The 24,681-nt window shown below is 70.8% G+C and carries 21 protein-coding genes and 1 pseudogene; 13 read left to right on the top strand and 9 right to left on the bottom strand.

The window, feature by feature from the left end; all coding sequences use genetic code 11:
* The first annotated feature begins 36 nt into the window (after window positions 1-36).
* On the top strand, window positions 37-795 hold the full coding sequence (locus ABD466_RS21840; protein ID WP_344658984.1) for a bestrophin-like domain: 759 nt from the start codon (window positions 37-39) through the stop codon (window positions 793-795).
* Window positions 796-884: 89 nt separating this feature from the next.
* Here the strand turns inward: ABD466_RS21840 and ABD466_RS21835 are convergent, their stop codons facing one another.
* The 4 genes from ABD466_RS21835 to ABD466_RS21820 all read right to left on the bottom strand — a co-directional run bounded on the left by ABD466_RS21835 (window position 885) and on the right by ABD466_RS21820 (window position 6,045).
* Window positions 885-2,432 carry an amino acid permease gene (locus ABD466_RS21835; RefSeq protein ID WP_344658983.1) on the bottom strand — a complete coding sequence of 516 codons (1,548 nt, stop codon included), beginning with the start codon at window positions 2,430-2,432 and terminating at the stop codon, window positions 885-887.
* 161 nt (window positions 2,433-2,593) lie between these two features.
* Entirely contained in the window at window positions 2,594-3,589 is a 996-nt protein-coding gene (locus tag ABD466_RS21830) for a hypothetical protein (RefSeq protein WP_344658982.1), read from the bottom strand.
* Between the two features lie 159 nt (window positions 3,590-3,748).
* Complete coding sequence (gene idi, locus ABD466_RS21825) at window positions 3,749-4,306, bottom strand: isopentenyl-diphosphate Delta-isomerase (RefSeq protein WP_344658981.1); 558 nt, start codon at window positions 4,304-4,306, stop codon at window positions 3,749-3,751.
* 35 nt (window positions 4,307-4,341) lie between these two features.
* A complete protein-coding gene (locus ABD466_RS21820; protein WP_344658980.1) occupies window positions 4,342-6,045 on the bottom strand; it encodes a bifunctional 3'-5' exonuclease/DNA polymerase in 1,704 nt (567 codons plus the stop codon).
* A gap of 54 nt (window positions 6,046-6,099) precedes the next feature.
* Between ABD466_RS21820 and ABD466_RS21815 the strand changes: the two genes are divergently transcribed.
* Window positions 6,100-6,846: an SDR family NAD(P)-dependent oxidoreductase gene (locus tag ABD466_RS21815; RefSeq protein ID WP_344658979.1), complete on the top strand. Its 747-nt coding sequence runs from the start codon at window positions 6,100-6,102 to the stop codon at window positions 6,844-6,846.
* Here ABD466_RS21815 and ABD466_RS21810 read toward each other — a convergent pair.
* Window positions 6,836-7,780 (bottom strand): DMT family transporter, encoded by a 945-nt coding sequence (locus ABD466_RS21810; protein ID WP_344658978.1) that lies wholly within the window; start codon window positions 7,778-7,780, stop codon window positions 6,836-6,838. The two genes, ABD466_RS21815 and ABD466_RS21810, sit on opposite strands and share 11 nt — an antisense overlap.
* Before the next feature lie 182 nt (window positions 7,781-7,962).
* On the opposite strand from ABD466_RS21810, the gene ggt reads away from it, so the two are divergent.
* The 4 genes and pseudogenes from ggt to ABD466_RS21790 all read left to right on the top strand — a co-directional run bounded on the left by ggt (window position 7,963) and on the right by ABD466_RS21790 (window position 12,911).
* Complete coding sequence (gene ggt, locus ABD466_RS21805; protein WP_344658977.1) at window positions 7,963-9,819, top strand: gamma-glutamyltransferase; 1,857 nt, start codon at window positions 7,963-7,965, stop codon at window positions 9,817-9,819.
* Window positions 9,820-10,279: 460 nt separating this feature from the next.
* Entirely contained in the window at window positions 10,280-11,332 is a 1,053-nt protein-coding gene (locus tag ABD466_RS21800) for a methionine ABC transporter ATP-binding protein (protein ID WP_344658976.1), read from the top strand.
* Window positions 11,329-11,982 (top strand): annotated as a pseudogene (locus ABD466_RS21795) (methionine ABC transporter permease); the annotation flags it as partial. The gene ABD466_RS21800 and the pseudogene ABD466_RS21795, both read left to right, overlap by 4 nt.
* Before the next feature lie 62 nt (window positions 11,983-12,044).
* Window positions 12,045-12,911 (top strand): MetQ/NlpA family ABC transporter substrate-binding protein, encoded by an 867-nt coding sequence (locus ABD466_RS21790; protein WP_344658975.1) that lies wholly within the window; start codon window positions 12,045-12,047, stop codon window positions 12,909-12,911.
* Here the strand turns inward: ABD466_RS21790 and ABD466_RS21785 are convergent.
* Window positions 12,889-13,368 carry a hypothetical protein gene (locus ABD466_RS21785; RefSeq protein WP_344658974.1) on the bottom strand — a complete coding sequence of 160 codons (480 nt, stop codon included), beginning with the start codon at window positions 13,366-13,368 and terminating at the stop codon, window positions 12,889-12,891. The genes ABD466_RS21790 and ABD466_RS21785 overlap by 23 nt on opposite strands.
* A 45-nt stretch (window positions 13,369-13,413) precedes the next feature.
* Window positions 13,414-14,028, bottom strand: a complete 615-nt coding sequence (locus tag ABD466_RS21780; protein WP_344658973.1) for a LysE/ArgO family amino acid transporter — start codon at window positions 14,026-14,028, stop codon at window positions 13,414-13,416.
* 66 nt (window positions 14,029-14,094) lie between these two features.
* On the opposite strand from ABD466_RS21780, the gene ABD466_RS21775 reads away from it, so the two are divergent.
* Entirely contained in the window at window positions 14,095-15,000 is a 906-nt protein-coding gene (locus tag ABD466_RS21775) for a LysR family transcriptional regulator ArgP (RefSeq protein WP_344658972.1), read from the top strand.
* A gap of 6 nt (window positions 15,001-15,006) precedes the next feature.
* Here the strand turns inward: ABD466_RS21775 and ABD466_RS21770 are convergent, their stop codons facing one another.
* Both ABD466_RS21770 and ABD466_RS21765 read right to left on the bottom strand, forming a co-directional pair.
* Window positions 15,007-16,014: a hypothetical protein gene (locus ABD466_RS21770; RefSeq protein WP_344658971.1), complete on the bottom strand. Its 1,008-nt coding sequence runs from the start codon at window positions 16,012-16,014 to the stop codon at window positions 15,007-15,009.
* A 72-nt stretch (window positions 16,015-16,086) separates the two neighbouring features.
* On the bottom strand, window positions 16,087-16,839 hold the full coding sequence (locus tag ABD466_RS21765; protein WP_344658970.1) for a TetR/AcrR family transcriptional regulator: 753 nt from the start codon (window positions 16,837-16,839) through the stop codon (window positions 16,087-16,089).
* Window positions 16,840-16,923: 84 nt separating this feature from the next.
* On the opposite strand from ABD466_RS21765, the gene ABD466_RS21760 reads away from it, so the two are divergent.
* The 6 genes from ABD466_RS21760 to ABD466_RS21740 all read left to right on the top strand — a co-directional run bounded on the left by ABD466_RS21760 (window position 16,924) and on the right by ABD466_RS21740 (window position 24,373).
* The gene (locus ABD466_RS21760) at window positions 16,924-17,538 is read left to right on the top strand and encodes an NADPH-dependent FMN reductase (protein ID WP_344658969.1); all 615 of its coding nucleotides are present in this window, start codon (window positions 16,924-16,926) and stop codon (window positions 17,536-17,538) included.
* Between the two features lie 47 nt (window positions 17,539-17,585).
* Entirely contained in the window at window positions 17,586-17,999 is a 414-nt protein-coding gene (locus ABD466_RS44445; RefSeq protein WP_425558700.1) for a GIY-YIG nuclease family protein, read from the top strand.
* 279 nt (window positions 18,000-18,278) lie between these two features.
* Entirely contained in the window at window positions 18,279-20,012 is a 1,734-nt protein-coding gene (locus ABD466_RS21755) for an ABC transporter ATP-binding protein (protein ID WP_344658968.1), read from the top strand.
* A gap of 290 nt (window positions 20,013-20,302) precedes the next feature.
* A complete protein-coding gene (locus tag ABD466_RS21750; RefSeq protein ID WP_344659085.1) occupies window positions 20,303-22,213 on the top strand; it encodes an ABC transporter ATP-binding protein in 1,911 nt (636 codons plus the stop codon).
* A gap of 120 nt (window positions 22,214-22,333) precedes the next feature.
* Window positions 22,334-23,110 (top strand): nucleotidyltransferase domain-containing protein, encoded by a 777-nt coding sequence (locus ABD466_RS21745; RefSeq protein ID WP_344658967.1) that lies wholly within the window; start codon window positions 22,334-22,336, stop codon window positions 23,108-23,110.
* Window positions 23,111-23,461: 351 nt separating this feature from the next.
* Entirely contained in the window at window positions 23,462-24,373 is a 912-nt protein-coding gene (locus ABD466_RS21740; protein WP_344658966.1) for an esterase/lipase family protein, read from the top strand.
* Window positions 24,374-24,681: the final 308 nt, after the last annotated feature.

Genomic DNA, 24,681 nt, shown 5'->3' with positions numbered 1-24,681 from the left:
CCGCCATCGCACTGTGAACACTCGGGAGACGTCCGCATGACCGCGAAGGACTACGGCATCATCGTCGCCGTCCTCCTCCTCACCTTCGTCGCCCTGCGTCTGACGCAGCGCCTCATCCCGCACCACCGCCGCGAACCGCACAACGACGTGGCCGGCTTCATCTTCGCCACCGTCAGCGTGGTGTTCGCGGTGCCGCTGGCCTTCGTCGTCGTGGCGCTCTGGACGAACAACGACACCGCCAAACAGACGACGTTCAAGGAGGCCAACGAGCTCGCCGGCGTCTACTGGATCGCCCGCCAGATGCCGCTCCCCCTCGGTTCCCAGGTCGAGCACCAGACGCTGGAGTACGCGAAAACCGTCGTCGACCAGGAGTGGCCGCTGCTGGCGAAGCACGAGACGAGCCCGCAGGCGACGGCGCTGGTCTACCAGATGCGGGACAGCATGTTCGCCTTCAAGCCGCGCAACACGGCGGAGCAGGTGGAGTACGACCACGCGCTGACGCACGTGGAGGCCTTGGCGGGAGAACGGAGACAGCGGCTGAACCAGGCCGAGGAGTCGTTGCCGAAGCTGCTCTGGGCGATCCTGATCGGGAGCGCGCTGATCACGATCGTGTTCACGTTCCTGTTCGGGCTGTCGAGTTCGTTCGCGCACACGCTGATGGTGCTGACGTTGGCGGGGCTCGTCGTGGTGTCGCTGGTGGCCGTCCGGGAGATGAGCTACCCGTACGCGGGGACGATGAAGGTGCATCCGACGGCGTTCGAGGTGTTCCTGGCGCGATTGCCGGTGCCACGGTGAGGAGTTCGCGAACGCGATACGGCGCGCCCCGGGCATCCCCGGAGCGCGCCGTATCAGTGAGCGGACTCAGAAACCGATCACAGCCGTGATCAGATCACGTCCAGGTCGGCGAACTGCTCCGCCTCGACCGAACCGGCCGGCGGCGCGTACGAGTCGCGCCCGCGGACCAGCCACCACACGCCGGACAGCAGCAGCGCCGCCACGAGGGCGATGGGCGCGTAGTTGAACGTGAGCGCTGTCGTACCCGGCGCGGCCTGCGGCAGGCAGAACAGCACGGTCTCGATCACGACCCACACCGTGGCGGCGTAGCCGACGAGCGGGCCCCACTTGCCGAGGTTCCAGGCGCCCTTCTTGAAGTTCTTGCCCTGACGGGCGCGCAGGAAGCCGGGGATCACGTAGGCGGGCGCCAGACCGATGGAGGCGATGGCGGTCACGGCGCCGTAGGCCTGGATGGTCCACAGCGAGGGCAGGGCCAGGACGAAGGCCACCGCCACGACGAGCCACATGGCGTTGGTCGGCACGGCCGAGCGGTTCACCTTGCGCCAGGTCGGGGAGCCGGGGAGGGCGCCGTCACGGGAGAAGGCGAAGACCATGCGGGCGGCGGAGCCGATGGCGGCCAGGCCGCAGCACAGCTGCGCGACGATGATGACCAGGGTCAGGATCTCGGCCCAGTGCTGGCCGAGAGCGTCGATCATGATGAGGGACGGCGCCGTCACGGATCCGCCGTAGCCGGAGCCGGCCGCCTCGGTGGCGTAGTTGTCGTCGCCGCCCTGGATCGCGAACAGGAAGGCCACGATCAGGACGAGGCCCGCGATGCCGGAGACCCAGATGGAGCGGACGATGCCCTTGGGGGCCAGGACCGAGGCCTGGGCGGTCTCCTCGGACATGTGGGCCGAGGCGTCGTAGCCGGTCAGGGTGTAGCCGGTGAGCAGCAGACCGATGGCGCTGACGTAGATCGCGCTCTTGAAACCGGTGCTGTTGGCGTAGTGCGAGAACACGAACGACGCGCTCTGGTGGTGGGCCGGGACGACGAACAGCACGGCCACGATGAACGCCACGCCCAGCAGGTGCCACCAGACGCTGACCCGGTTCAGCAGGTCCAGCACCTTGACGCCGAAGCTGTTCAGCACACCGTGCAGGAGCAGCACGCCGGCGAAGACGGCTATCAGCCCGTACTTGTCCGGCGTCCAGCCGAACGCCATGCCGGTGAAGGCGCCGATGAACTCGGCGGCGCCGTAGTCGATGCCGGCGATGACGCCGAACAGACCGAGCATGTTCAGCCAGCCGGTGATCCAGCCCCAGCCCTTGCCGCCGAGGCGGTGGGCCATGAAGAACAGCGCGCCGGAGGTCGGGTAGACGCTGGTGACCTCGGCCAGGCTCAGCCCGATGAGCAGCACGGCCAGGGTGACGCCGACCCAGCCCCAGACCATCACCCGGGGGCCGCCGGTGGCCATGCCGAAGCCGAACAGGGTCATACATCCGGAGAGGATGGAGATGATCGAGAAGCTGATGGCGAAGTTGCCGAAGCCGGACATCCGGCGGGACAGCACCGGCTCGTAGCCGATGGCGCGCAACTGGTCGGCATCCGCCTGGTCGGCCTCGCTCCAGGCCGGATTGGTTGATTGAGTCGTCGACATAACGTCGTTCGTGTTCCCTTCAAGGCCCGGGGGGTGGGCCACCTGGTGATGTGGGACGAGATGGGTACTGCCTTCGGTGCTTTACAACTCTTTACTGCTGGTGGGGGGACAGTAAGGGGGGACATCAAAGGGCTGACCCTGGTGGGGCGCCGCCGCCGTCGCTACGCGCCGCCTCTCGACCGTCCGGGAGGCTCGCGGCGGCGCGAGCCCGAGGACAACGCCGTGGTGCGGGCACGCGTGAACTCCTCCACGGCGTCGCCCGTCGACGACACCGAGGCCCAGGGTTTGGTCGCTCCGTACGGGCCCAGCGCCTGGAACACGTCGTGGGCCAGGTCCGACCGGCCGCCGGCGACCAGGGCGTGCGCCAGGTGCGACAGGTCGACCACCAGCCAGTCGTCCTTGCTGGTGCTCGTGAACCAGTTCCAGCCGCGGGCCATCTCGGCGCGGGCCGCGTCGGTGCTCCACATCAGGTGCGCCAGGTTGTCGCGGTTCGCCTTGCGGTACTCGTAGGCGACCACGAGCGCGTAGAGCGGCAGCAGCTGCAGGGGGGACGTGCTGCTGAGCCCGACGCTGCCGACGATGCTGGCGGCGAAGAGCTGGGCGTCGGCCGGACTGGGCCCGGAACCGTTGCCGACCGCGGCCAGCATCCGGTGACAGCCCTCGCGGTTGGCGGGGTCGACGCGCCACAGGTCGCGGAACGCGTGCCAGGGACCGGGCACCGGGCAGGACGCGGGACCGTCGATGCGCTCGTCGAAGCCGGCCGCCAGGGCCAGCCGGCCCAGGTACGGCACCGGGTCGCCGGGGCTGCTCGCGGCGGCCTCGGCGCACAGCTCCGCCGCGCGCCGGCCCAGGACCTGGGCCTGCGGGGCGTCGTTGGCCACGGCCCGGCAGGCGCGCTCGACGGCCACCCGGGCCGCCATGATGATCGCGTTGGGGTCCCGCGGCCGCTCGGCGGCCCACTGGTCCACGGCGTTGGAGCCGGCCGCGACCTGGGCCAGCAGCGCGGTGCGCGAGCACCGCAGCTGCCGGTCCTGTCCGGGAGCGGCCAGCAGCTCGGCCATGGAGAAGTAATGGCCGGTACGGACCTCGCCCAGAATGCGGGCGAGGGCCTCGTCGAAGCCCGCCGGGTGCATGACGGGTTTGAAGTCGGCGCTCATGGCGTCCGGGGGGTGTGCGGTGGGGGGTGAGTGAGCGAAGGCGAGGCGACGCAGCGCTTATCACCTGACCACGCAATGGCATCGGGCACCGCGCAATGATGCCCGACATCACAGGTGCCGAACAAGCCCCTGTGTGACTACATGATCAACAAATGGTGATCATGGCATCCACGTGCTCGTATCACGCTCCGCGAGCTGTTCGACTTGTAACCGGCACCACGGAGACACATCGAAATCACCTGATAGCACGCGAGTCGAGAAATCCGCCCATGGGATCCATTTGACCTCGGCCACCTCGTCGGGCGACGGGTCCGGCACGGTGCCCGACGGCACGGCCGCCCGGAACACCGGGCAGATCTCGTTCTCGACGATCCCGTTCGGCATCACGGCCCGGTAGCGGAAGTCGGGCAGGATCGGCCAGACCCGGTCGACCATGAGCCCGAGCTCGGTGTCCAGACGGCGCCGGACCGCGTCCTCGATCTCCTCCCCCGGGGCCGGATGGCCGCAGGCGGAGTTGGTCCAGACGCCGGGCCACGTGCGCTTGTCCAGGGCCCGCCGGGTCACCAGCAGCCGATCGTCGTCGTCGAACACGTAGCACGAGAACGCCAGGTGCAGCGGGGTGTGCTCGGTGTGCACCCCGGCCTTGGGCGCGGTGCCGACCGGGGTCCCGTCCTCGGCCAGCAGGACGACTTCTTCGACTTCCACGATGTCACGCATGCCCACAGCGATACCCACATGTCACCTCCGGTCTGTTATTTCGCGTCGCCATAGCACCCGACTGAGTGAACGCTCATCGGGAAACGGACCGGGTTCGGGCCGAAGACCAGGCTCCCGGCGAGCGTGGCGCACTCGGCGATCAGCGCGGCCACGGCTTCCGCGTGCTCCCGCGGTGTGTGCACCAGGACCTCGTCATGCTGGAAGAAGACCAGCTCGGGGCCGTCGAGCGGGCGCAGCCGCCGCCGCAGCAGGGCCAGCAGCACCTCGGCCCACTCGGCCGCGGTGGCCTGGATGACGAAGTTCCGGGTGAAGCGGCCGCGGGCCCGGGCCACCTGGCCGGAGCGGCGGTTGCTGTCGTCTGCGGCGTCGGCCTCGGCGTCCCCGGCGACCACGCTCTGCCAGCGCTCCGACGGCGGCGGGCAGGTGCGCCCCAGGTGCGAGCGGACCAGGCGGCCGCGCTCGCCCTCGCGGGCGGCGTCGTCGAGCAGCGCGGTGGCCTTCGGGAAGCGGCGGCGCATCAGGGCCAGCGGCTCGGCGGCGCCGCCGCCGGTCTGGCCGTACATGGCGCCGAGCAGACCGAGCTTGGCCTGATCGCGGGAGCCCTCGAAGACGCCGGCCAGGGCGGCGTACATGTCATCGCTCTGCGTAGCCTCGGCCATGCCGGGGTCCTGCGCCATCGCGGCCAGGATCCGCGGCTCCAGCTGCGCGGCGTCGGCGGACACGAAGATCCAGCCGGGGTCGGCGATGACGGCTTTGCGCAACCGGCGCGCAATCTGCAGGGCGCCGCCGCCGCGGGCCGCCCAGCGTCCGGTGACGACGCCGCCGACGGAGTACTCGGGGCGGAAGCGGCCGGCGACGACCCAGGTGTCGCGCCAGGCCCAGCCGTTGAACGAGTACAGGCGGGAGAGCTCCTTGTACTTCAGCAGCAGCGGGATCGCCGGATGGTCGACGTCTTCGAGGTCCCATTTGCGCAGCGAGGGCAGCTTCACGCCGACGTCGGCGAAGGCCTTGGTGACCTGCGGGGCGGAGTCGGGGTTCAGGGCCCGGACACCGAGGGCCGCGGCGAGCTGCGCGGCCACCGCGGCCATCTCCCGCGGCGGGGAGCCGTCGACCGGCCGGGGACCGAGGACCTCCTCCAGGATCCGGCCGTGCACGTCGGCCCGCCAGGGCAGGCCGTGGTGCGCCATCTCGGCGGCGGCCAGCGACGCCGCGGACTCGGCGGCGACCAGCAGGCGGAACCGCCCGGGATGCCCGGTGGCGGCGATGCGGCGGAGCTGGTCGGCGTAGACCTCGCGGACGGCGCGCAACGGGTCGGCGTCCGGCGGCAGGCCGGAGCGGTCCGGCTCGAACAGCGCGGGCTGGGTGGTCGGGTTGTCGGCGGGGGCCTCCAGCGTGCCCTCGGCGCGGTCCTCGGGGACCGGGAGGCCGTGCAGGCGGGCCCACGCGGCGCCGAGCGAGCGCGGCTCCCCGCACCGGCCCTCGGAGGCGAGCAGCAGGGCCTCGGTGAGCGCCAGATCGTGGCAGCGGTCGACGCGGACGCCGCGCCGCAGCAGGGCCGGGGCGAGGTCGGCGGTCGCGGGCCAGACCCAGCGCGGGGCGCCGGCCTCCAGCACGCCGACCTCCGCTTCGAGGTCGGCGACGGCACGCGCCGGACCTGCGGCGTCTCCCCCCTCGGAGATCTCTTGAACGAAACCGCGATCCTTGAAACCCTCGGGGTCGTAGGTCGCGGCGATCGGCACGAGATGATTGTCCGCGATCGCACCGACAAGTTTCCGCAGCCCGAGGGACCGCCCATGACCAAGACCGCCGTCGTCACCGGAGCCAGCAGCGGCATCGGGGCCGCCACCGCGCGCCGCCTGGCCGCCGAGGGCTACCGCGTGGTGCTCGTCGCCCGCCGCAGGGACCGGCTGGAGACGCTGGCCGCGGAGCTGGGCGACGCGGCGGAGGCGGTGGCGCTGGACGTCACCGACGCCGCGGCGGTCCAGGCCTTCGCGGCCGGGCTCGAAGCCTGCGACGTGCTGGTGAACAACGCCGGCGGCGCGGTCGGCGCGGACTACGTGGCCACCGCCGACGCCGCGGACTGGCGCGCGATGTACGAGGTCAACGTCCTGGGCTCCCTGCACCTGACCCAGGCCCTGCTCCCCAAGCTGATCGCCACCGGAGCGGGCACCATCGTGATGATGTCCTCCACCGCGGGCCACATCGTCTACGAAGGCGGCGCCGGCTACGCCGCGGCGAAGCACGGCACCCACGTCCTGGCCGAGACCCTCCGCCTGGAGCTCTTCGACCAGCCGGTCCGCGTCATCGAGATCGCCCCCGGCATGGTCAAGACCGAGGAGTTCGCCCTCAACCGCTTCGCCGGCGACACCGCCAAGGCCGCGGCCGTCTACGCCGGCGTCGCCGAACCGCTGCTGGCCGAGGACATCGCGGACTGCGTGGCCTGGACGGTGACGCGCCCGGCGCACGTGAACGTGGACCTGCTGGTGGTGCGGCCGCGGGCGCAGGCGGCGCAGCACAAGGTGCATCGGGTCACGGGGTAGCGGGCTCCGCCAGCCCCGCGTCGGCGACCGGGACCACCGCCGCCGGCGCGGCGTCGACGCCCTCAGGCGCCACCGCCCCGCCCTTGCGCAGCGTCGACAGCACCAGGCCGATCATCACCAGCGGGAAGCCGACGATCACGCCGGCCTTGAGGTCCTCGCCGAGGAAGATCACGCCGCCGGCGACCGCGATGGCCGGGTTCACGAAGGTGATCATCGAGGACTTCGCGGCGCCGACTTCGGCGATCAGGGCGAAGAAGAAGAGGAACGCCAGAGCGGTGCAGATCAGGCCGAGGGCCACGGCGGCGGCGATGGCGTTGGCGTGGGGGGTGTGCTTCGGGAGGCTGAAGGCGGCGATGGGGACGTAGAGGGCCGCGACGCCGGCCAGGGAGAGGGCGATCACCGCGAGGGGCGGGACGTCCTCCAGGCGGCGCAGGACGAGGGTCGGGGCGACGGCGTAGCCGAGGGCCACGGCGATCACTTCGAGCATGCGCCAGACGTTCACTTCGCCGACGTTCAGGCCGACGATCGCGACGACGCCGGCCAGGCCGATGAAGAGGCCGGCCAGGCGGGTGCCGGAGACGGCGTCCTTCTCGCCGAGGATGCGCCACATGATGAGGGCGACGAAGAACGGCACGGCCGCGATCAGGAGCCCGGCCAGGGAGGACGTCATGTGCTGTTCGGCGTCGCCCAGCAACAGCCACGGGCCGGCGATCTCCAGTGCGGCGAACAGCGCTATGTACCGCCAGTACTTCAGGGCCGGCCGGACCAGGTCGCGCTTCATCGCCACCGGCAGCAGCACCGCGGCGCCGATCGCCGTGCGGGCGAAGACGATGAACGGCGCCGGCATGCCTTCCAGGGCGACCTTGATCAGCAGATAGGGGATGCCCCAGATCACCGACATCGCGGCGAACAGCAACCACCCGCGCTTGGACACCTGGACCCCCTAAAAGGACGAAATAGACGAGAGACGAACCGCGGATCGAGCCTGTTCCCGGGCCCTTTGTAACAGCCGTGGGCCGCCTGAGCTTATTCCACCGCCGCTTCCCAGGAAATGAGCACTCTGCCAGAGTGGGGACCCTGCAGGGAGCTACAAGACGATCACGCGGAGGTAGGTCAATGCCCACGCCGACACGCAGACGCTCCAGAACGGTCGCCGCTCTGGTCACGGCAGCCGCCCTGACCACCAGTCTGAGCGCGGCCCGGGCCGCTCCGGACGGCCGCCATCCCGGCGAGCCGCCCCGCACCCCGGTCGCCACCGGCTACGGCGGCGCGGTGGCGAGCGTCAGCCCCTACGCCACCCAAGTCGGCCTGGACGTCCTGAAACACGGCGGCAACGCCGTCGACGCGGCCGTCGCCACCGCGGCGGCCCTGGGCGTCACGGAGCCGTACTCCGCCGGCATCGGCGGCGGCGGCTTCTTCGTCTACTACGACGCGCGCAGCCACAAGGTCTCGACCATCGACGGCCGCGAGACCGGCCCCGCCGCGATGAACACCGACTTCTTCATAGACCCCGCGACCGGCCAGCCGCTGGCTTTCACGGACGCGGTCAACTCCGGCCTTTCGGTCGGCGTGCCGGGCACGTTGAAGACGTGGACCACCGCCCTGGACAAGTGGGGCTCCATCTCGTTGAAGAAGGCCCTGCAGGGCGGCATCGACGTGGCCCAGAACGGGTTCATCGTCGACCCGACCTTCAACGGCTTCACCGCGCTGAACCAGACGCGGTTCTCGCAGATCGCCCCGACCGCGCAGTTGTTCCTGCCCCACGGCGCCCCGCCGGCGGTCGGCTCCGTGTTCAAGAACCCTGATCTGGCGAACACTTACAAGCTGATCGCCAAAGACGGCCCTGACGTGTTCTACAAGGGCGTCCTGGGCCAGGAGGTGGCGAACACCGCGCAGCACCCGCCGACGATCGCGAACCCGACGATGAACTTCCGCCCGGGCGTGCTGACCGCGGCGGACATCGCCGCGTACACCGCGCCGGTGCAGGCACCGACCCACGTGCGATATCAGGGCTTGGACGTCTATTCGATCGCCCCGCCGTCCTCCGGCGGCACCACGGTCGGCGAGGCTCTCAACATCCTGTCGAACTTCGACGTCTCCCCCGCCGACCAGGTCCAGGCGCTGCACCTGTACGACGAGGCGTCCCGGATCGCCTTCGCGGACCGCAACCGCTGGGTCGGCGACGCGGCGTTCAACGACGTCCCGGTCAAGGGTCTGACTTCGGCCGCCTACGGCAAGGAGCGGTCCTGCCTGATCAGCCCGACGAGCACTCTGACGAGCCCGGTGGCGCCCGGCGACCCGTCGGCTCCCGGCGGCGGGACCACGTGCCCCGGCGGTGCCCCCGTGGGCACCGAGGTCACCGGCACCGAAGGTCTGTCGACCACGCACCTGGTGACCGCTGACAAGTGGGGCGACGTCGTCTCCTACACCCTTACCATCGAGCAGACCGGCGGTTCGGCCATCACCGTCCCCGGCCGCGGCTTCCTGCTGAACAACGAGATGACCGACTTCGACTTCACGCCGATCCACCCCGGCGCGCCGGACCCGAACCTGCCGGACGCCGGCAAGCGGCCGCGCTCGTCCATGTCGCCGACCATCGTGCTGAAGGACGGCCGCCCGTACATGGCGGTCGGCTCCCCCGGCGGCGCGTCGATCATCACCACGGTGCTGCAGATCCTGGTCAACCACCTCGATCTGGGCATGAGCCTCCCGGACGCGATCGCGGCGCCGCGGGCCTCGCAGCGCGACCGGTCGGTGACCGACGCCGAACCGGCCTTCCTGAACCTGCCCCAGGTCCCGGCGCTCAAGGCCCTCGGCGAGAACTTCGTCCTCGTCGCGCCGTCGGGCACCCCGACGCCGGAGATCGGCGCGGCGACCGGACTGCAGTTCCTGCCGAACGGCGAGATCCAGGCCGCGGCCGAGCCCGCCCGGCGCGGCGGTGGTGCGGCGATGGTCGTGCACCCGGCGCGGTAGGCGCACCGGGGACGACTCCTCTGTGGCTGGACCGGGGCTCGCGGCAGCTTCCGGTCCGGCCACACCGACGCACGGGGGACGAGTGAGGCGGCGCACACCAGCGCGGTCGGCAGGGGCGCGGCGCGAGCCCGGGCGATGGCCCCGGATCGGGGATATCTGCGCAGGTCGGGCCAAGTATCGCCAATCACCGCCGGATGCGCCGTCTCAGGGACTGGACGCGGTAATCCCCGCTGCCGCCCGGCACCTATAGTCATCGACATGATCACGAACGAGAGCCGCCGCATGTCCGCCGCCGCCATGGCGCCGCGGATGATGCGCTGCCTGCTTTCGTGTCGAATGCACAGCTGCTGAGTTCTCACTCCCAGACCTGGTTTTAGCAGCACTTTCTCTCTTGTAGGCTTCGCGGCCGCCCCTGCGCGCGCCCGCCGCACCGTCGTGTGCGGACCTTGCGGAAAGCATCATGATCGAAATCAAGAATCTGACAAAGGTTTACCCGTCACGGGGCGGGGCCGTCACCGCCCTGGACGGCGTCGACCTGAGCGTCGCGCCGGGCTCCGTGTACGGCGTCGTCGGCCGCTCGGGCGCCGGCAAGAGCACCCTGATCCGCTGCGTGAACCTGCTGGAGCGCCCCACCTCCGGCACGGTGTGGGTGGCGGGCCGGGAACTGACCGCCCTGTCCCCCAAGCAGCTGCGCGCCGAGCGGCGCCGCATCGGCATGGTCTTCCAGCACTTCAACCTGCTCTCCAGCCGCACCGCGCGGGAGAACGTGGAGCTGCCGCTGGAGATCGGGCCGGGCGGCGCGCGCCTGACCCGGCGTGAGCGCCGGACCCGGGCCCTGGAGCTGCTGGACGTGGTGGGCCTGGCCGACCGGGCCGACGCGCACCCGGCGCAGCTGTCCGGCGGGCAGAAGCAGCGGGTCGGCATCGCCCGCGCGCTGGCCGCGGACCCGCACGTGCTGCTGTCCGACGAGGCCACCTCGGCGCTGGACCCGGAGACCACGCGCAGCGTGCTGAAGCTGCTCAAGCGGGTCAACGAGCACCTCGGCGTGACGGTGCTGCTGATCACGCACGAGATGGAGGTCGTGAAGGCGGTGTGCGACAGCGCGGCGCTGATGGAGGACGGGCGGATCGCCGAGTCCGGCACCATCGGCGACCTGCTCACCCGCGAGCGCTCCGAGCTGGCCCGGGAGCTGTTCCAGCTCGGCGAGGCGCCGGCGCACACGGCGCTGCCGGACACCACGGTGCTGGACGTCACGTTCCACGGCGACGCCACGGCGCGGCCGCTGATCGCGCAGCTGTCGCGGACGTACGCGATCGACGTCACGATCCTGGGCGCCGCGATCGAGACGGTGAACGGGCAGACGGTCGGACGGATGCGGATCGGGCTGCCGGGCCGGTACGAGGACAACGTCGTGCAGATCGGGTTCCTGCGGGAGCGGGGGCTGAGCGTGGAGACCGTGGGCGAGACCGGTGCGGGCGCCGGCACCGCACGCCTTGAGGAGGTCGCGTCGTGAGCTGGTCGGAGATGCGGCCGCTGCTGTGGCAGGCGACCTTGGAGACGTTCCAGATGGTCGGCTGGTCGGCCCTGTTCACGGTGCTGATCGGCTTGCCGCTGGGTCTGGCGCTGGTGCTGACCGACAAGGGCGGGCTGCTGGCGAACCAGGCCGCGAACAAGGTGCTGGGCACCGTGGTCAACGTCGGCCGCTCGCTGCCGTTCATCATCCTGCTGATCGCCATCACGCCGTTCACCCGCGGGATCGTCGGCACGACCATCGGCGTGGACGCGGCGATCGTGCCGCTGGCCGTCGGCGCGGTGCCGTTCTTCGCCCGGCTCGTCGAGACGGCGGTGCGCGAGGTCGACAGGGGCCTGATCGAGGCCTCGGCCGCGATGGGCGCCTCGCACCTGACCACGGTCCGCAAGGTCCTGCTCCCGGAGTCGCTGCCCGCGCTGGTCAGCGGACTCACCACGACCGTGATCGCGCTGGTCGGCTACTCGGCCATGGCCGGCGCGATCGGCGGCGGCGGCCTGGGCGACCTGGCCATCCGCTACGGCTACCAGCGCTTCGAGAACGGCCTCATGATCGCCACGGTCGTGCTGCTCGTCGTCCTCGTCCAGATCGTCCAGTGGCTCGGCGACTTCGCCGCCAAGCGGCTGGCTCACCGGTGAACACCCCGGCCAAGCAACACCCCCACCCCTCAGTACACGGAAGAAAGAAGAACTTGTTCATGCGCAACAAGAAGCTCGCCGCGTCCCTGACCGCCGTCGCCGGCGTCCTGGCCGTGGGTCTCACCGCCTGCTCCTCCTCGAAGTCCTCCGGCTCCTCCGGCTCCTCCGCCGCGGCCGCCCCGGCCGGCGCCGCCGTCGACTCGATCATCGTCGCCGCCTCCCCGGTGCCGCACGCGCAGATCCTGGACTACGTCCGCGACAATCTGGCCGCCAAGGCCGGGCTGAAGCTGACGGTGAAGGAGTTCACCGACTACGTGCAGCCGAACCTGGCCACCCAGGACGGCGAGGTCGGCGCCAACTTCTTCCAGCACCAGCCCTACCTGGACGACTTCAACAAGTCCAAGGGCACCGACCTGGTCCCGGTGGTCGGCGTGCACCTGGAACCGCTGGGCCTGTACTCCAACAAGGCCAAGTCGCTCGACCAGCTCAAGGACGGCGCCACCGTCGCGCTGCCGAACGACGCCACCAACGAGGGCCGGGCGCTGAAGCTCCTGGCCGACAACAACCTGATCACGCTGAAGGACGGCGTCGGCGCCGAGGCCACGGAGAAGGACGTGGCCTCGAACCCGAAGAACCTGAAGTTCAAGCCGCTGGAGGCCGCGCAGCTGCCGCGGACCCTGCCGGACGTGGACGCCGCGGTCATCAACGGCAACTACGCGCTGGAGGCCAAGCTCACGCCGAGCAAGGACGCGCTGGTGCTGGAGAAGACGCAAGGGAACCCCTACGTCAACATCCTGGTGGTGAAGAAGGGCCACGAGAACGACCCGGCGGTGAGGAAGCTGGCGACGCTGCTGACGTCGGACGACGTGAAGAAGTACATCGAGACGACGTTCAACGGGTCGGTCATTCCGGCCGCCGCCGGCTGAGCGTCCCCTCGATCCCCCGCTTCCGGCCCGGGCCGCGGTCATCGTCCCCCGGGCCGGAACTCCGCAGCCACGCCTGCATGAGGGCGGCGTACTTGGCGTCGAACTCGGCGTCGTGGGACCGCCAGTGCCGTTCGACCGGGGCGGGCAGGCGGCGGTGGGAACCGTCGACCAGGCGGAGGTCGATCGAACGGTCGCCGGCCCCGTCTGCGACGGTGATGGCCTTGATCTGGTCCCACGGGACGAACCGGGCGCGCACCGAGCGGATCAGGACGCCGTCGGCGGTGACGGTGGTGGAGTTGACCCGGGCCGCCAGGACGGCGAACGGTATCGCGGGGACCACGACGGCCAGCTCGTAGACCACGCTGGGGAGCTTCATCACCAGCCAGCCGGCCATGGCGAGCGGATAGGTTCCCCACTGGTTGAGCTTGCGCGGACGTTTGAAGACCAAGTCCTCCACGTCGCGATGGTACCCAGCCCGCCAAAAAACCATCACCAGGGCCGTTCAGGCGCGGGTCACCATCGCCACCCCCAGCGTGATCATCGTGACCGCGATGATCCCGTCCAGCACCCGCCAGGCCCGGGGCCGGGCCAGCAGCCCCCCGAGCCGACCGGCGCCGAATCCGAGGCCGGAGAACCAGATCACGCTGCCGGTCACGGCGCCGGCGGCGAAGTACCAGTGCGCCGCGCCATAACTGTTGCCGACCGTTCCGAGCAGCAGCACCGTGTCCAGGTACACGTGCGGGTTCAGCCAGGTCAGCGCCAGGCAGGTGAGGATCGCGGTGCGCGGCGACTGTTCGGCGTTCCCGCCGGAGTCCAGGTGGTCGTTCTGCTTCCAGGCCCGCCGCGCCGCGAGGAGCCCGTAGGTCACCAGGAACACCGCGCCGATCCAGGCGATCACGGTCACCGCCGTGGGCATCGAGCGCACCACCGCGCCGAGGCCGCCGATCCCCGCCGCGATCAGCACCGCGTCGGAGGCCGCGCAGATCGCCACGATCGGGCCGACGTGCTCGCGGCGCACGCCCTGGCGCAGCACGTAGGCGTTCTGGGCTCCGATGGCGACGATCAGTGACAGGCCGGTGCCGAGTCCGGCCGCGGCGGCGGCGAGGGGGGTGCTCATGAGAACGATGCTAGGAAGGGGCATTTCCTCAGGCCAGCTCATCTTTCTTCGGTATCATGAGAGATCATGATGACGGATCTGCCGCTGGACCACGTGCGCACCCTCCTGGTCGCGGTCGACGCGGGCACCTTCGAGGCCGCGGCGCGGATCCTGCACGTGACACCGTCCGCGGTGAGCCAGCGCGTCAAAGCCCTGGAGCAGCGCACGGGGCGGGTGCTGCTGGTGCGCTCCAAGCCTCTGCGACCGACGGACTCCGGCGTCGCGGTGGTGCGGTTCGCCCGGCAGCTGGCGTGGCTGGAGGACAACGCCCGCGCCGAGCTCGGCCTGACCGGCTCGGACGCCGAAGCCGGCGCACCGGTGCCGACGACCCTGTCGATCGCGGTGAACTCGGACTCGCTGAGCACATGGTTCCCCGAGGTGGCGGCCCGGTTCGGACCCGAATCAGGAGCCTGTTTCGATCTGCACCGCGAGGACCAGGACTACACGGACGAACTGCTGCGCGCCGGACTGGTGATGGCGGCCGTGTCGTCGTCGCCGAAGCCGGTGCAGGGCTGCGTGGTCCGGCCGCTGGGCCGGATGCGCTACCGCGCGGTGGCGACGCGGGGGTTCGTGGAGCGGTGGCTGCCGGGCGGGACGACGGCGGCGTCCCTGGGCACCGCCCCGGTGGTCGTCTTCAACCACAAGGACGACCTGCAGGACGGATTCCTGCGCCGGCTCGGCGCCGGCGGCAGCGGACCGCGGCACTACGTGCCCGCCACCGACGCGTTCCTGTACGCGGTCGAGATCGGGCTCGGATGGGGCCTGATCCCGGATGTGCAGGCGGCGCAGTTCGGGCAGGTGGAGCTGGTCGAGCTGGCGCCGGGGCAGCCGGTGGACGTGCCGCTGTACTGGCAGCAGTGGAAGCTGGCGCCGCCGCTGCTCACCGAGGTCGGGGAGGCGGCGGCGGAGGTGGCGGCGCGGCGGTTGGCGTGAGCTCGCTCAGCCCGCCGAACTGCTCGTCGCGTCGTCCGGCGACGAGGAGCCGGTCTGGCTCATGGCCGGCGTGCGGTTCTTGCCGAGCGGCACCGGCAGCCCGATCAGCGACATCAGGTCCTGCGTCACCATCGCCTTCTCCAGCCGCGGGTGCGACGCCTCGACGTCGGTCACGGTCAGCCGCATCACGTGGCCCTTGCCGCCGAGCGACTCCACCTTCGGCGAGGTGAACATCGCGCTCCACGGCTGCTCCGTGACCGTGGACTTGCCGCTGGTGACCGCTTTGGTGAAGGCGTCGCCGTACTTCTTGGCGGTGGCGTCGTCGGGCGCCGAGACGCAGATCGTCTCGGTGCCGTTCGGCCCGACGCCCACGGCGATGGGGACCGTGGTGGCGTCGTACATGCCGGTGGCGTCCTTATCAAGGCACTTGGCCACGCCGCCCACCACCGGGTCGTCGGCCAGTGACGCCGACTGCGCGGGCAGGCCCGCGTCCAGGTCGGAGGTCGCGCCGCCGTAGACGAGCCGGTCCTTGGACACCCGGATCACGTTGTAGGTGCTCACCGTCATGGCCAGCTCCTCCGGCTGCTGGCTCATGTCGATCCGGTGGTCGTCCCGGATCAGCCACTGGGTCTCCCCGTGGCCCCGATCGGTCGGCTTGTAGCCCAGCCCCTGCAGTTTGGCGCCGATCGCCGCCGGATCGAAGCTCCCGTACACGACGTTGAACTGGTTCGGCGGTCTGCCGACGGTCAGGACGAACGGCTGCTTGGTCACACTGAATCCGAGCACCGGCGACAGCACCTGGTCGAAGTCGCGCCCGTTCCCCCCGCCGTCGTCGCCCCAGCCCAGCTCGGTCCTGGTGGCGGCGGTGGCGTGCACGCTCTTCAGCGCCTCGGCGAGGCTCTTCGGCGCACCGCCGGACCCGGAGTCCGACGACCCGCCGCTGGAGCACCCGGCCGCCGTCAGCGCCACCGCGACGAGCGCGACGGCGCTCCGCTTCCACCCGTTCCCCGTCATGCGAATCCCTCCCCTGGGTCCAGCCGGCGCTTGGACCCTACCCCTTCGCGCCGGGACGGCTCCCCCGGTATGTCAGATCCCGAACCGCACCGCCAGCCCGTCCAGCATCGCGTCGACCCCGATCTCGAACTCCGCCGCCGAGTCGACCGGCGCCAGCCCGTCCCGCACCAGCTTCGCCATCCGGGGATAGCGCCCGCTCCGCAGCAGCCACTGCATGCTCCCGCGAAGCAGCAACCTGACATCGCCGTCCGGACCGTAGCCCCGCCGCTCCATCATCATCCGCCGGTTCACCTCGGCGCCCGACGCGCCGCGGGCGAAGCCGTCGATCGCGCGGATGAACTGCATCTTCTGGTCACCGGTGAGCGGCAACGGATCCAGCGCCCCGATCATCCGCTCGGCGACCTCGTTCCGCGCTGGCGTCAGCAGGTTCGGCACCTGCGCCTGGGCCGCGACCAGCCAGGGATGGGCCAGCGAGGTCTCGCGGTGCCGCGTCGCGATCTCCCGGAACACCGCCCGCCAGTCGCCGAGGTCCGCGGTGAGCACCGAGGGGTCGACGACGGCGTCGATCATCAGTTCCAGCAACTCGTCCTTGCTGTCGACGTACCGGTACAGCGCCATCGTCGCGACGCCGAGGCTCTCGGCGAGCTTGCGCATCGACAGCGCCTCCAGCCCCTCGGCGTCGGCGAGCGCCACGGCGGCGGCGGCGATCTGCGGATGCGTCAGGGTCGCCCGGCCGCTGCGCGGTGCCGTCTCCAACCGTTCCCAGATGCTGCGCGGGACATCGGCTTCCTTCGCCGGGGCACCGGCGCTCTTCGTCTTGCCCATGTGTACACCATACGCGTCGCTGTGTAGAGTACGGCTGGCGCGTACGCCGTACGCATCAACCGCCGCACTCCCTGGGGGACGACCGTGACCGGCACCGCCGACCTGTCCGCACACCCGCTCCGCGTCGCCGTCATCATCGGCAGCACCCGCGACGGCCGGTTCGGCCCGAGGGTCGCCTCGTGGTTCACCGAACAGGCCGCGGACTCGCATCCCGATCTGGACCTGGACGTGATCGACCTCGCCGAGGCCGATCTGCCGCTGACCATGTCCGGCTTCGGCCGGCCGCGCCCGGCCGCCGTCGAGGACCTGGCCCCGCGCCTGGCCGGCGCCGACGCGTTCGTCGTCGTCACGCCGGAGTACAACCACAGCTTCCCCGCCGCCCTGAAGAACGCCGTCGACTGGTACAGCGCCGAGTGGCGCAACAAGCCGGTCGCCTTCGTCTCCTACGGCGGCCTGTCCGGCGGCCTCCGCGCCGTCCAGCACCTGCGCCAGGTCTTCATCGAGCTGCAGGCCGTCCCGATCCGGGACTCGGTCAGCTTCCACGAGTACTGGGGCCAGTTCGCCGAGGACGGCTCGTGGCCGCGTCCGGCCGAGGCGCGGGACCGGGCCGTGCGCTCCCTGCTCGATCAGCTGACCTGGATGGGGGCGACGCTGCGCGGCGGGCGTACCACGCTTGCCGCGAGTGCCGTGCGAGCATAGCGACAACCGTCCGCTCACTCGGCTGCGGGGCTGGGAGTCCGGAACAGATGCGAAACCAAAGCTGCACCGCCTTCGTCTACGCGATCGGCACCATGGATGGACACAGCGTGAAGATCGGGCACAGCGTGAGGGTCGAACGACGCCTCGCCGAGCTCCGGGCCGCGAGTCCGGTCGCCCTGGAGCTCCTTTGGCGCACCACCGGCGGGCGAGACCTGGAACAACACCTCCATCGGGTTTTCCGCGAGAGGCGGCGGCATGCTGAGTGGTTCGATTTCCGTGAGGCCGATGCGTGCGCCCTCATCGAGGCCGCGGCGAACGCGTTCACCGCGTCGCCCGAACCCCCGGCTGCCCGCGTTCCCCGCCTGGCGCCCGGCGTGGAAAAGCCGGTCCGACCAGGTATCGCAGGACGGCGACGAGCGGGTCCACAACAGCGCTCGGCGGAACGGCGCCGGCGTCCCTGAGTCCGGCCGAACTCCTGGCCGCCCTGATGGGCGGCTGAGATGACCGGCCCGAAATTCAGCTGCGCGAGGACGTCGACGCCCCTTACACTGCCCTGCTGCGCCGGGCGATGACCGTCGCCCCGGCCCCGGCCGAGCACCGAGACCACCCGCCGGGACCGTCCTGCCCTCCCGGGGCCAGTCTACCGGAAAACACAAAGCCCTGATTTCGCCTATTGTGCTCGCCCGGCCCCGCCGCGCGGACCCCCGTCCGGCGTGCCGAGAGAGATGGGATCGACCGCCATGCTTGTCAAACTACTGAAACACTATCTCCGGCCCTACCGCGGGTCCATCACCCTGGTGCTGGTGCTGCAGTTCGTGCAGACGCTGGCCGCGCTGTACCTGCCCACGCTGAACGCCGACATCATCGACGGCGGCGTGGTGAAGGGCGACACCGGCTACGTGCTCAAGACCGGCGGGGTGATGCTGGCCTTCTCGCTGCTGCAGATCACCTGCTCGATCGGCGCGGTCTACTTCGGGGCGCGGACCGCGACGGCGCTGGGCCGGGACCTGCGCGCCGGCATCTTCGACCGGGTCCAGGCCTTCTCCACCCGGGAGGTCGGCCGGTTCGGCGCGCCCTCGCTGCTCACCCGCACCACCAACGACGTGTTGCAGGTCCAGATGGTCGTGCTGATGACCTTCACCATGGCGGCCGCCGCCCCGGTGATGATGGTCGGCGGCGTGATCCTGGCGCTGCGCCAGGACGTGCCGCTGTCCGGGCTGCTGGTGGCCATCATCCCGACGATGGCGCTGGCGATCGGCCTGATCATCCGGCGGATGGGCCCGCTGTTCCGCATCGTGCAGGTCCGGATCGACAAGATCAACGGCGTGATGCGGGAGCAGATCACCGGCATCCGGGTGATCCGCGCGTTCGTGAAGGACGGCCACGAGCGGCGGCGCTTCGGCGTCGCCAACGACGAGCTGATGGACGTGTCGCTGCGCGTCGGCAAGCTGATGGCGCTGATGTTCCCGGTCGTGATGGGGATCGTGAACGTCGCCGGCGTCGGCGTGCTGTGGTTCGGCGGCATGCGCATCGACTCCGGCGGCATGCAGGTCGGCTCGCTGACCGCGTTCCTGTCGTACCTGATGCAGATCCTGATGTCGGTCATGATGACCACCTTCATGTTCATGATGGTCCCGCGCGCCGCGGTGTGCGCCGACCGGATCGGCGAGGTCCTGGAGACCGAGTCCAGCGTCGTGCCGCCGGCGGCACCGAAGCGGAAGGCCGGCGGCGGCACCCTGGAGCTGCGCTCCGCGGGCTTCCGCTACCCCGGCGCCGAGGAGCGCGTCCTGACCGACGTGTCGCTGACCGCGCGGCCCGGGGAGACCACCGCGATCATCGGCTCCACCGGCTCGGGCAAGACCACGCTGCTGAACCTGGTGCCGCGGCTGGCCGACGTCACCGACGGCCAGGTGCTGGTGGACGGCGTGGACGTCCGCGACCTGGCCCCCGAGGTGCTCACCAAGGCGGTGGCCATCGTGCCGCAGAAGCCGTACCTGTTCACCGGCACCATCGCCTCGAACCTGCGCTACGGCCGCCCGGACGCCACCGACGAGGACCTGTGGCAGGCCTTGGAGATCGCCCAGGCCCGGGACTTCGTGGAGCGGATGCCCGAGGGCCTGAACGCCCCGATCGCCCAGGGCGGCACCAACGTCTCCGGCGGACAGCGGCAGCGGCTGGCGATCGCCCGCGCCCTCGTGCACCGGCCGGAGATCTTCCTGTTCGACGACTCGTTCTCGGCCCTGGACTACAGCACCGACGCGCGGCTGCGCGCGGCGCTGGTGGACCAGACCCGGGACGCGACGGTCGTCATCGTGGCGCAGCGCGTGTCCACGATCCGCAACGCGGACCGGATCATCGTCCTGGACCAGGGCGTGGTGGTCGGGTCCGGGACGCACAGCGAACTGATGGACACCAACGAGACCTACCGGGAGATCGTGCTCTCGCAGCTGACGGAAGAGGAGGCGGCGGCGTGAGCGACGACATCGGCGAGACCGAGCTGAACGGCGCACCGGTCCAGCACAACGGTGCCGAGGGGACGGCGTTCGCCCCCGACGGCGCGGCGATCACCCGGAACGGCGCCACGTCGGCGCCCACCGCGCCCACCGTGTCCGTCGCGCCCACTGCGCCCACCGCGCCCACCGCGGAGGCGGGCGCGAACGGTACCGCGAGGGGCGCGTCGGACACCGAGCGCCTGGAGACCGAGAAGGAGGGCGACGCGCCCCGCCCCCAGCAGGGCGGCGCCCTGCGAGGGCCGGCGGCCTTCATGTCCGGGCCGGCGGCCAAGTCCAAGGACTTCAAGGGCTCCGGACGCCGTCTGCTGGGCTACCTGCGCCCCGAGCGCCCGCTGCTCATCGCCTCGATGGTGCTCGCGGCCCTCGGCGTCGGGATGACGGTCTGGGGCCCCAAGCTGCTCGGCAAGGCCACCGACCTGATCTTCGCCGGCGTGATCGGCCGCTCGGTCAAGCCCCTGCCGAACGGCACGTACCCGACCAAGCAGCAGGCGGTCGAGCACCTGCGGGCCACCGGCCAGGGCCGGATGGCGGACCTCGTGAACTCCGTCGACTTCACACCGGGCCGGGGGATCGACTTCACCGCGGTCGGCCACGTCCTGCTGATCCTGCTGGGCATCTACGTCCTGGTGTTCCTGTGCATGATGCTCCAGTCCCGGCTGGTCATCGTGGTGGTGAACCGCGCGATGGCGCGGTTGCGCACCGACATCGAGGACAAGCTGACCCGGCTGCCGCTGTCGTACTTCGACAAGCAGCCGCGCGGCGAGGTGCTCTCCCGGGCCACCAACGACGTCGACAACCTGGCGCAGTCGCTGCAGCAGTCGCTGGCCCAGGTGGTCATGCAGATCTTCACGCTGATCGGCGTGACGGTCTTCATGTTCTGGACCTCGTGGCTGCTGGCGCTGATCGCGGTGGCCACGGTGCCGCTGTCGGTGTTCGTGGCCGGCCGGATCGGCAAGAAGTCCAAGCCGCAGTTCGTGAAGCAGTGGGCGGCCACCGGGCGGCTGAACGCGCACATCGAGGAGATGTACACCGGCCACCAGCTGGTGAAGGCGTTCGGCCGGCAGGACGAGGCGGCGGCCGAGTTCAAGACCCAGAACGACGCGCTGAACGACGCCAGCTTCCGCGCCCAGTTCATCAGCGGCCTGATCCAGCCGGCGATGATGTTCCTGGGCAACGTCACCTACGTGCTGGTGGCCGTGGTCGGCGGCCTGCGGGTCTCGGCCGGCGCGCTGTCGCTGGGCAGCGTTCAGGCCTCGATCCAGTACACCCGCCAGTTCACGATGCCGCTGTCCCAGGTGGCCGCCATGGCGAACCTGATGCAGTCCGGCGTGGCCTCGGCCGAGCGGATCTTCCAGATCCTGGACGCCGAGGAGATGACGCCGGAGCCGGCGCGGCCGGTGGAGCTGGAGCACGTGCGCGGCCGCGTGGAGTTCCGGGACGTGGACTTCGGCTACTCCCCGGAGCGGCCGCTGATCGAGGACCTGTCCCTGACCGTGCAGCCCGGGCAGACGGTGGCCATCGTCGGCCCGACCGGCGCCGGCAAGACCACCCTCGTCAACCTCCTGATGCGGTTCTACGAGGTCGACTCCGGCGCGATCCTGCTGGACGGCGTCGACACCGCCACCATGTCCCGCGAGTACCTGCGGTCCCAGACCGGCATGGTGCTGCAGGACGCGTGGCTGTTCGGCGGCACGATCGCCGAGAACATCGCCTACGGCACCGCCGGCGCCACCCACGAGGAGATCCGCGCGGCGGCCGCGGCCACCCACGTGGACCACTTCGTGCGCACGCTGCCGGACGGCTACGACACGGTGGTCGACGAGGAGGGCTCGAACCTCTCGGCCGGCGAGAAGCAGCTGATGACGATCGCCCGCGCCTTCCTGGCCCAGCCGGCGATCCTGATCCTGGACGAGGCCACCTCCTCGGTGGACACCCGCACCGAGGTGCTCATCCAGCGGGCGATGAACAAACTGCGCGAGGGCCGGACGTCGTTCGTCATCGCGCACCGGCTGTCCACCATCCGGGACGCCGACCTGATCCTGGTCATGGAGAACGGCCGGATCGTGGAGCAGGGGACGCACACGGCGCTGCTGGAAGCCGACGGCGCGTACTCCCGGCTCTACGCCGCCCAGTTCGCCCAGGCGCTGGCCGAGGTGGACTGACCCGGCGAAGCACCGCGTCCCAGGATCCTGACAGCGGGCCGGCCGCTCCCCCACCCAGGGGACCGACCGGCCCGCATCGCGTTCGGGACGGATCCAGACGTTTCGGTTAACCTTTCGAAGATGGCGTATGAACTCGCGGCGAACCGCTTCCTGAGGTCCCTGAACGCGACCCTCGCCCCGGGTCTGGTCCGCGGTTTCTACGTCGTCGGCTCGGCCGCGCTGGGGAGCTGGCGCCCGGGCCGCAGCGACCTGGACGTGCTCGTGCTGCTGGAGCGCGCCCTGACCGCATCAGAGCTCGCAGCCGTCAGCGCGATGCACGCCGAACTGGAAGCCAGCCGCGGCGCCGGCCCGCACTCCGACGGACACTACGTCACCCCCGACACGCTCGGTGTCCGGAGCGAGGCCGGGGTGCCGACGGTCGTCGACGGCGTCCTCGATCCGGAGCCGCACCGCACGGATCCGGTGCTGTGGGCCCTGCTGGACCGCAACGGCATCACCCTGCGGGGGCCGAAGGCGTCGGAACTCGGCGCCGCCCCCGATCCGGCGTGGCTGCGGGAGTGGAACCACCGGAACCTCGAGTCGTACTGGAGGTCGCAGCTCACGCACCGCAGCAGGCTGGCCACCCGGGACCCGAAGTCGGCGATCGACCCGTACCTGCTGGCCTGGGACGTGACCGGCCCGGGACGGCTCCACGCGACGATCGCGACCGGCCAGATCATCTCCAAGGAGGCGGCGGCCGACTACACGGCCGACTTGTTCCCGCACTACGCGGACCTGTGCGCGCGGGCGATGGCGTACCGGCTCGGCAATCAGACCGTCACACACACCGCTTCCGAGGCGCTGCGGGCTTTGGACCTGGTGGAAGCGGTGTGCGACTCGGCGCGCAAGTTGCCCTGAACTTGGTGTGTCGCAGCTGCCGAACGTCAAGCACGAGAGGCCGGAGGTCTGCGCGATCGGCGGCCAGGCGAAGGTCGGGCGGGGCTACGGCGCACAGCGCACAGCGCATGACAAGCAGCAAGCGATGAGCGACTGGCGACTGGCGACTGGCGACTGGCGACTGGCGACTGGCAGTGCGCCAGGGATCTTGCAGGTCCACCGCCCGTCGCGGCATTTCCGCGACACACCGAACCGTCACGCGTAACCCGTGACTTCTCCGCTACTTGCGAGTAGCTTTACCGACCGGTAACCCGCCGGGTGTGACCCCCACCACACCCCGCATCCCCCACTTACCGGTCTGAAGGAGTCAGCATGCGTCCCTACCGTTCTCGCGGGTGGATTCCAGCGGAGTCCGCACGCCGCTCGTTTCCCAGGGGCCCGAGCCGTATCACCCGCGCCCTGATCGCTCTGCTCCTGGCCGCGCCGTTCGCCGCTCTGGCGACCCCGGCACGCGCCACCACGTCCTCCGGAATCAACGACTTCTCCTGCAAGCCCAGCACCGCCCATCCGCGCCCGGTGGTGCTGGTGCACGGAACGTTCGGTAACGCCTGGGACAACTGGCTCGTCGGGGCGCCGTACATCGCCTCGCGCGGCTTCTGCGTGTTCGAACTCGACTACGGGCAGGAGCCCGGCGTCCCCCTGTTCCACGGCATCGCCCCCGTCGCGCAGTCCGCGCAGCAGCTGAAGGACTACGTCGACCAGGTGCTGTCCGCCACCGGCGCCACGCAGGTCGACATCGTCGGGCACAGCCAGGGCGGGATGATGCCCCGGTACTACCTCAAGTTCCTCGGCGGAGCGGCGAAGGTGCACACCCTGGTCGGGCTGGCGCCGTCCAACCACGGCACCACGCTGGACGGCATCGAGACCTTGGCCGCGAAGTACTTCCCCGGCGCGGTCGACCTGGTCGGCACGGCCTGCCCGGCATGCACCGACCAGGTGATCGGCTCGCCGCTGATGCAGAGCCTGAACGCCGGCGGCGACACGGTCCCCGGCGTGCACTACACGGTCATCGCCACGCGGTATGACGAGGTCGTGACCCCGTACCAGTCGCAGTTCCTGAGCGGATCCGACGTGCACAACGTCGTGCTGCAGGACCTGTGCGCCGCCGATCTCTCGGAGCACGTGGCGATCGGAACCACCGACAAGATCGCCCTGCACGAGGCGGTCAACGCCCTGGACCCGGCGCACGCCACCACCACCGACTGCTGGGCCGCGCTCTCGTAGCACGGGGCCCGGCGTGCGGCGGCCCGCCGTGCGGTGTCGCGGTTCTCGTTGACGCGACACCGCCGGCGGGCTTTTCGCGGTGGCGTAGCTGGTGCGCGGGGGCTCGCAGTTTGGTGGTGCGGATGCGTTGGCGGGTGCGTTGGCGGGTGCGTGTCCGGGCGCGTGTCCGGGCGCGGGTCGGGGTCCGGGTGCGTGTCCGGGTGCGTTGGCGGGTGCGTGTCCGGGTGCGTTGGCGGGTGGCGGCAGCGTGTAAGGGCTGCGGAAGATCAAAGGCGGGCCTCCCGGCAGGGCCTCAGTTCCCTCGGGGA

It is taken from the genome of Catenulispora subtropica (genome assembly GCF_039531675.1).
Classification (GTDB): domain Bacteria; phylum Actinomycetota; class Actinomycetes; order Streptomycetales; family Catenulisporaceae; genus Catenulispora; species Catenulispora subtropica.
Note: the sequence above shows the minus strand (reverse complement) of the source record. Positions and strands in the feature narration are given on the sequence as shown.

Coding starts and splice junctions, on each gene's coding strand:
- ABD466_RS21840 (WP_344658984.1), top strand. CDS start 37: ATGACCGCGAAGGACTACGGCATCATCGTCGCCGTCCTCCTCCTCACC.
- ABD466_RS21835 (WP_344658983.1), bottom strand. CDS start 2,432: ATGTCGACGACTCAATCAACCAATCCGGCCTGGAGCGAGGCCGACCAG.
- ABD466_RS21830 (WP_344658982.1), bottom strand. CDS start 3,589: ATGAGCGCCGACTTCAAACCCGTCATGCACCCGGCGGGCTTCGACGAG.
- idi (WP_344658981.1), bottom strand. CDS start 4,306: ATGCGTGACATCGTGGAAGTCGAAGAAGTCGTCCTGCTGGCCGAGGAC.
- ABD466_RS21815 (WP_344658979.1), top strand. CDS start 6,100: ATGACCAAGACCGCCGTCGTCACCGGAGCCAGCAGCGGCATCGGGGCC.
- ggt (WP_344658977.1), top strand. CDS start 7,963: ATGCCCACGCCGACACGCAGACGCTCCAGAACGGTCGCCGCTCTGGTC.
- ABD466_RS21800 (WP_344658976.1), top strand. CDS start 10,280: ATGATCGAAATCAAGAATCTGACAAAGGTTTACCCGTCACGGGGCGGG.
- ABD466_RS21790 (WP_344658975.1), top strand. CDS start 12,045: ATGCGCAACAAGAAGCTCGCCGCGTCCCTGACCGCCGTCGCCGGCGTC.
- ABD466_RS21780 (WP_344658973.1), bottom strand. CDS start 14,028: ATGAGCACCCCCCTCGCCGCCGCCGCGGCCGGACTCGGCACCGGCCTG.
- ABD466_RS21775 (WP_344658972.1), top strand. CDS start 14,095: ATGATGACGGATCTGCCGCTGGACCACGTGCGCACCCTCCTGGTCGCG.
- ABD466_RS21770 (WP_344658971.1), bottom strand. CDS start 16,014: ATGACGGGGAACGGGTGGAAGCGGAGCGCCGTCGCGCTCGTCGCGGTG.
- ABD466_RS21765 (WP_344658970.1), bottom strand. CDS start 16,839: ATGGGCAAGACGAAGAGCGCCGGTGCCCCGGCGAAGGAAGCCGATGTC.
- ABD466_RS44445 (WP_425558700.1), top strand. CDS start 17,586: ATGCGAAACCAAAGCTGCACCGCCTTCGTCTACGCGATCGGCACCATG.
- ABD466_RS21755 (WP_344658968.1), top strand. CDS start 18,279: ATGCTTGTCAAACTACTGAAACACTATCTCCGGCCCTACCGCGGGTCC.
- ABD466_RS21750 (WP_344659085.1), top strand. CDS start 20,303: ATGTCCGGGCCGGCGGCCAAGTCCAAGGACTTCAAGGGCTCCGGACGC.
- ABD466_RS21745 (WP_344658967.1), top strand. CDS start 22,334: ATGGCGTATGAACTCGCGGCGAACCGCTTCCTGAGGTCCCTGAACGCG.
- ABD466_RS21740 (WP_344658966.1), top strand. CDS start 23,462: ATGCGTCCCTACCGTTCTCGCGGGTGGATTCCAGCGGAGTCCGCACGC.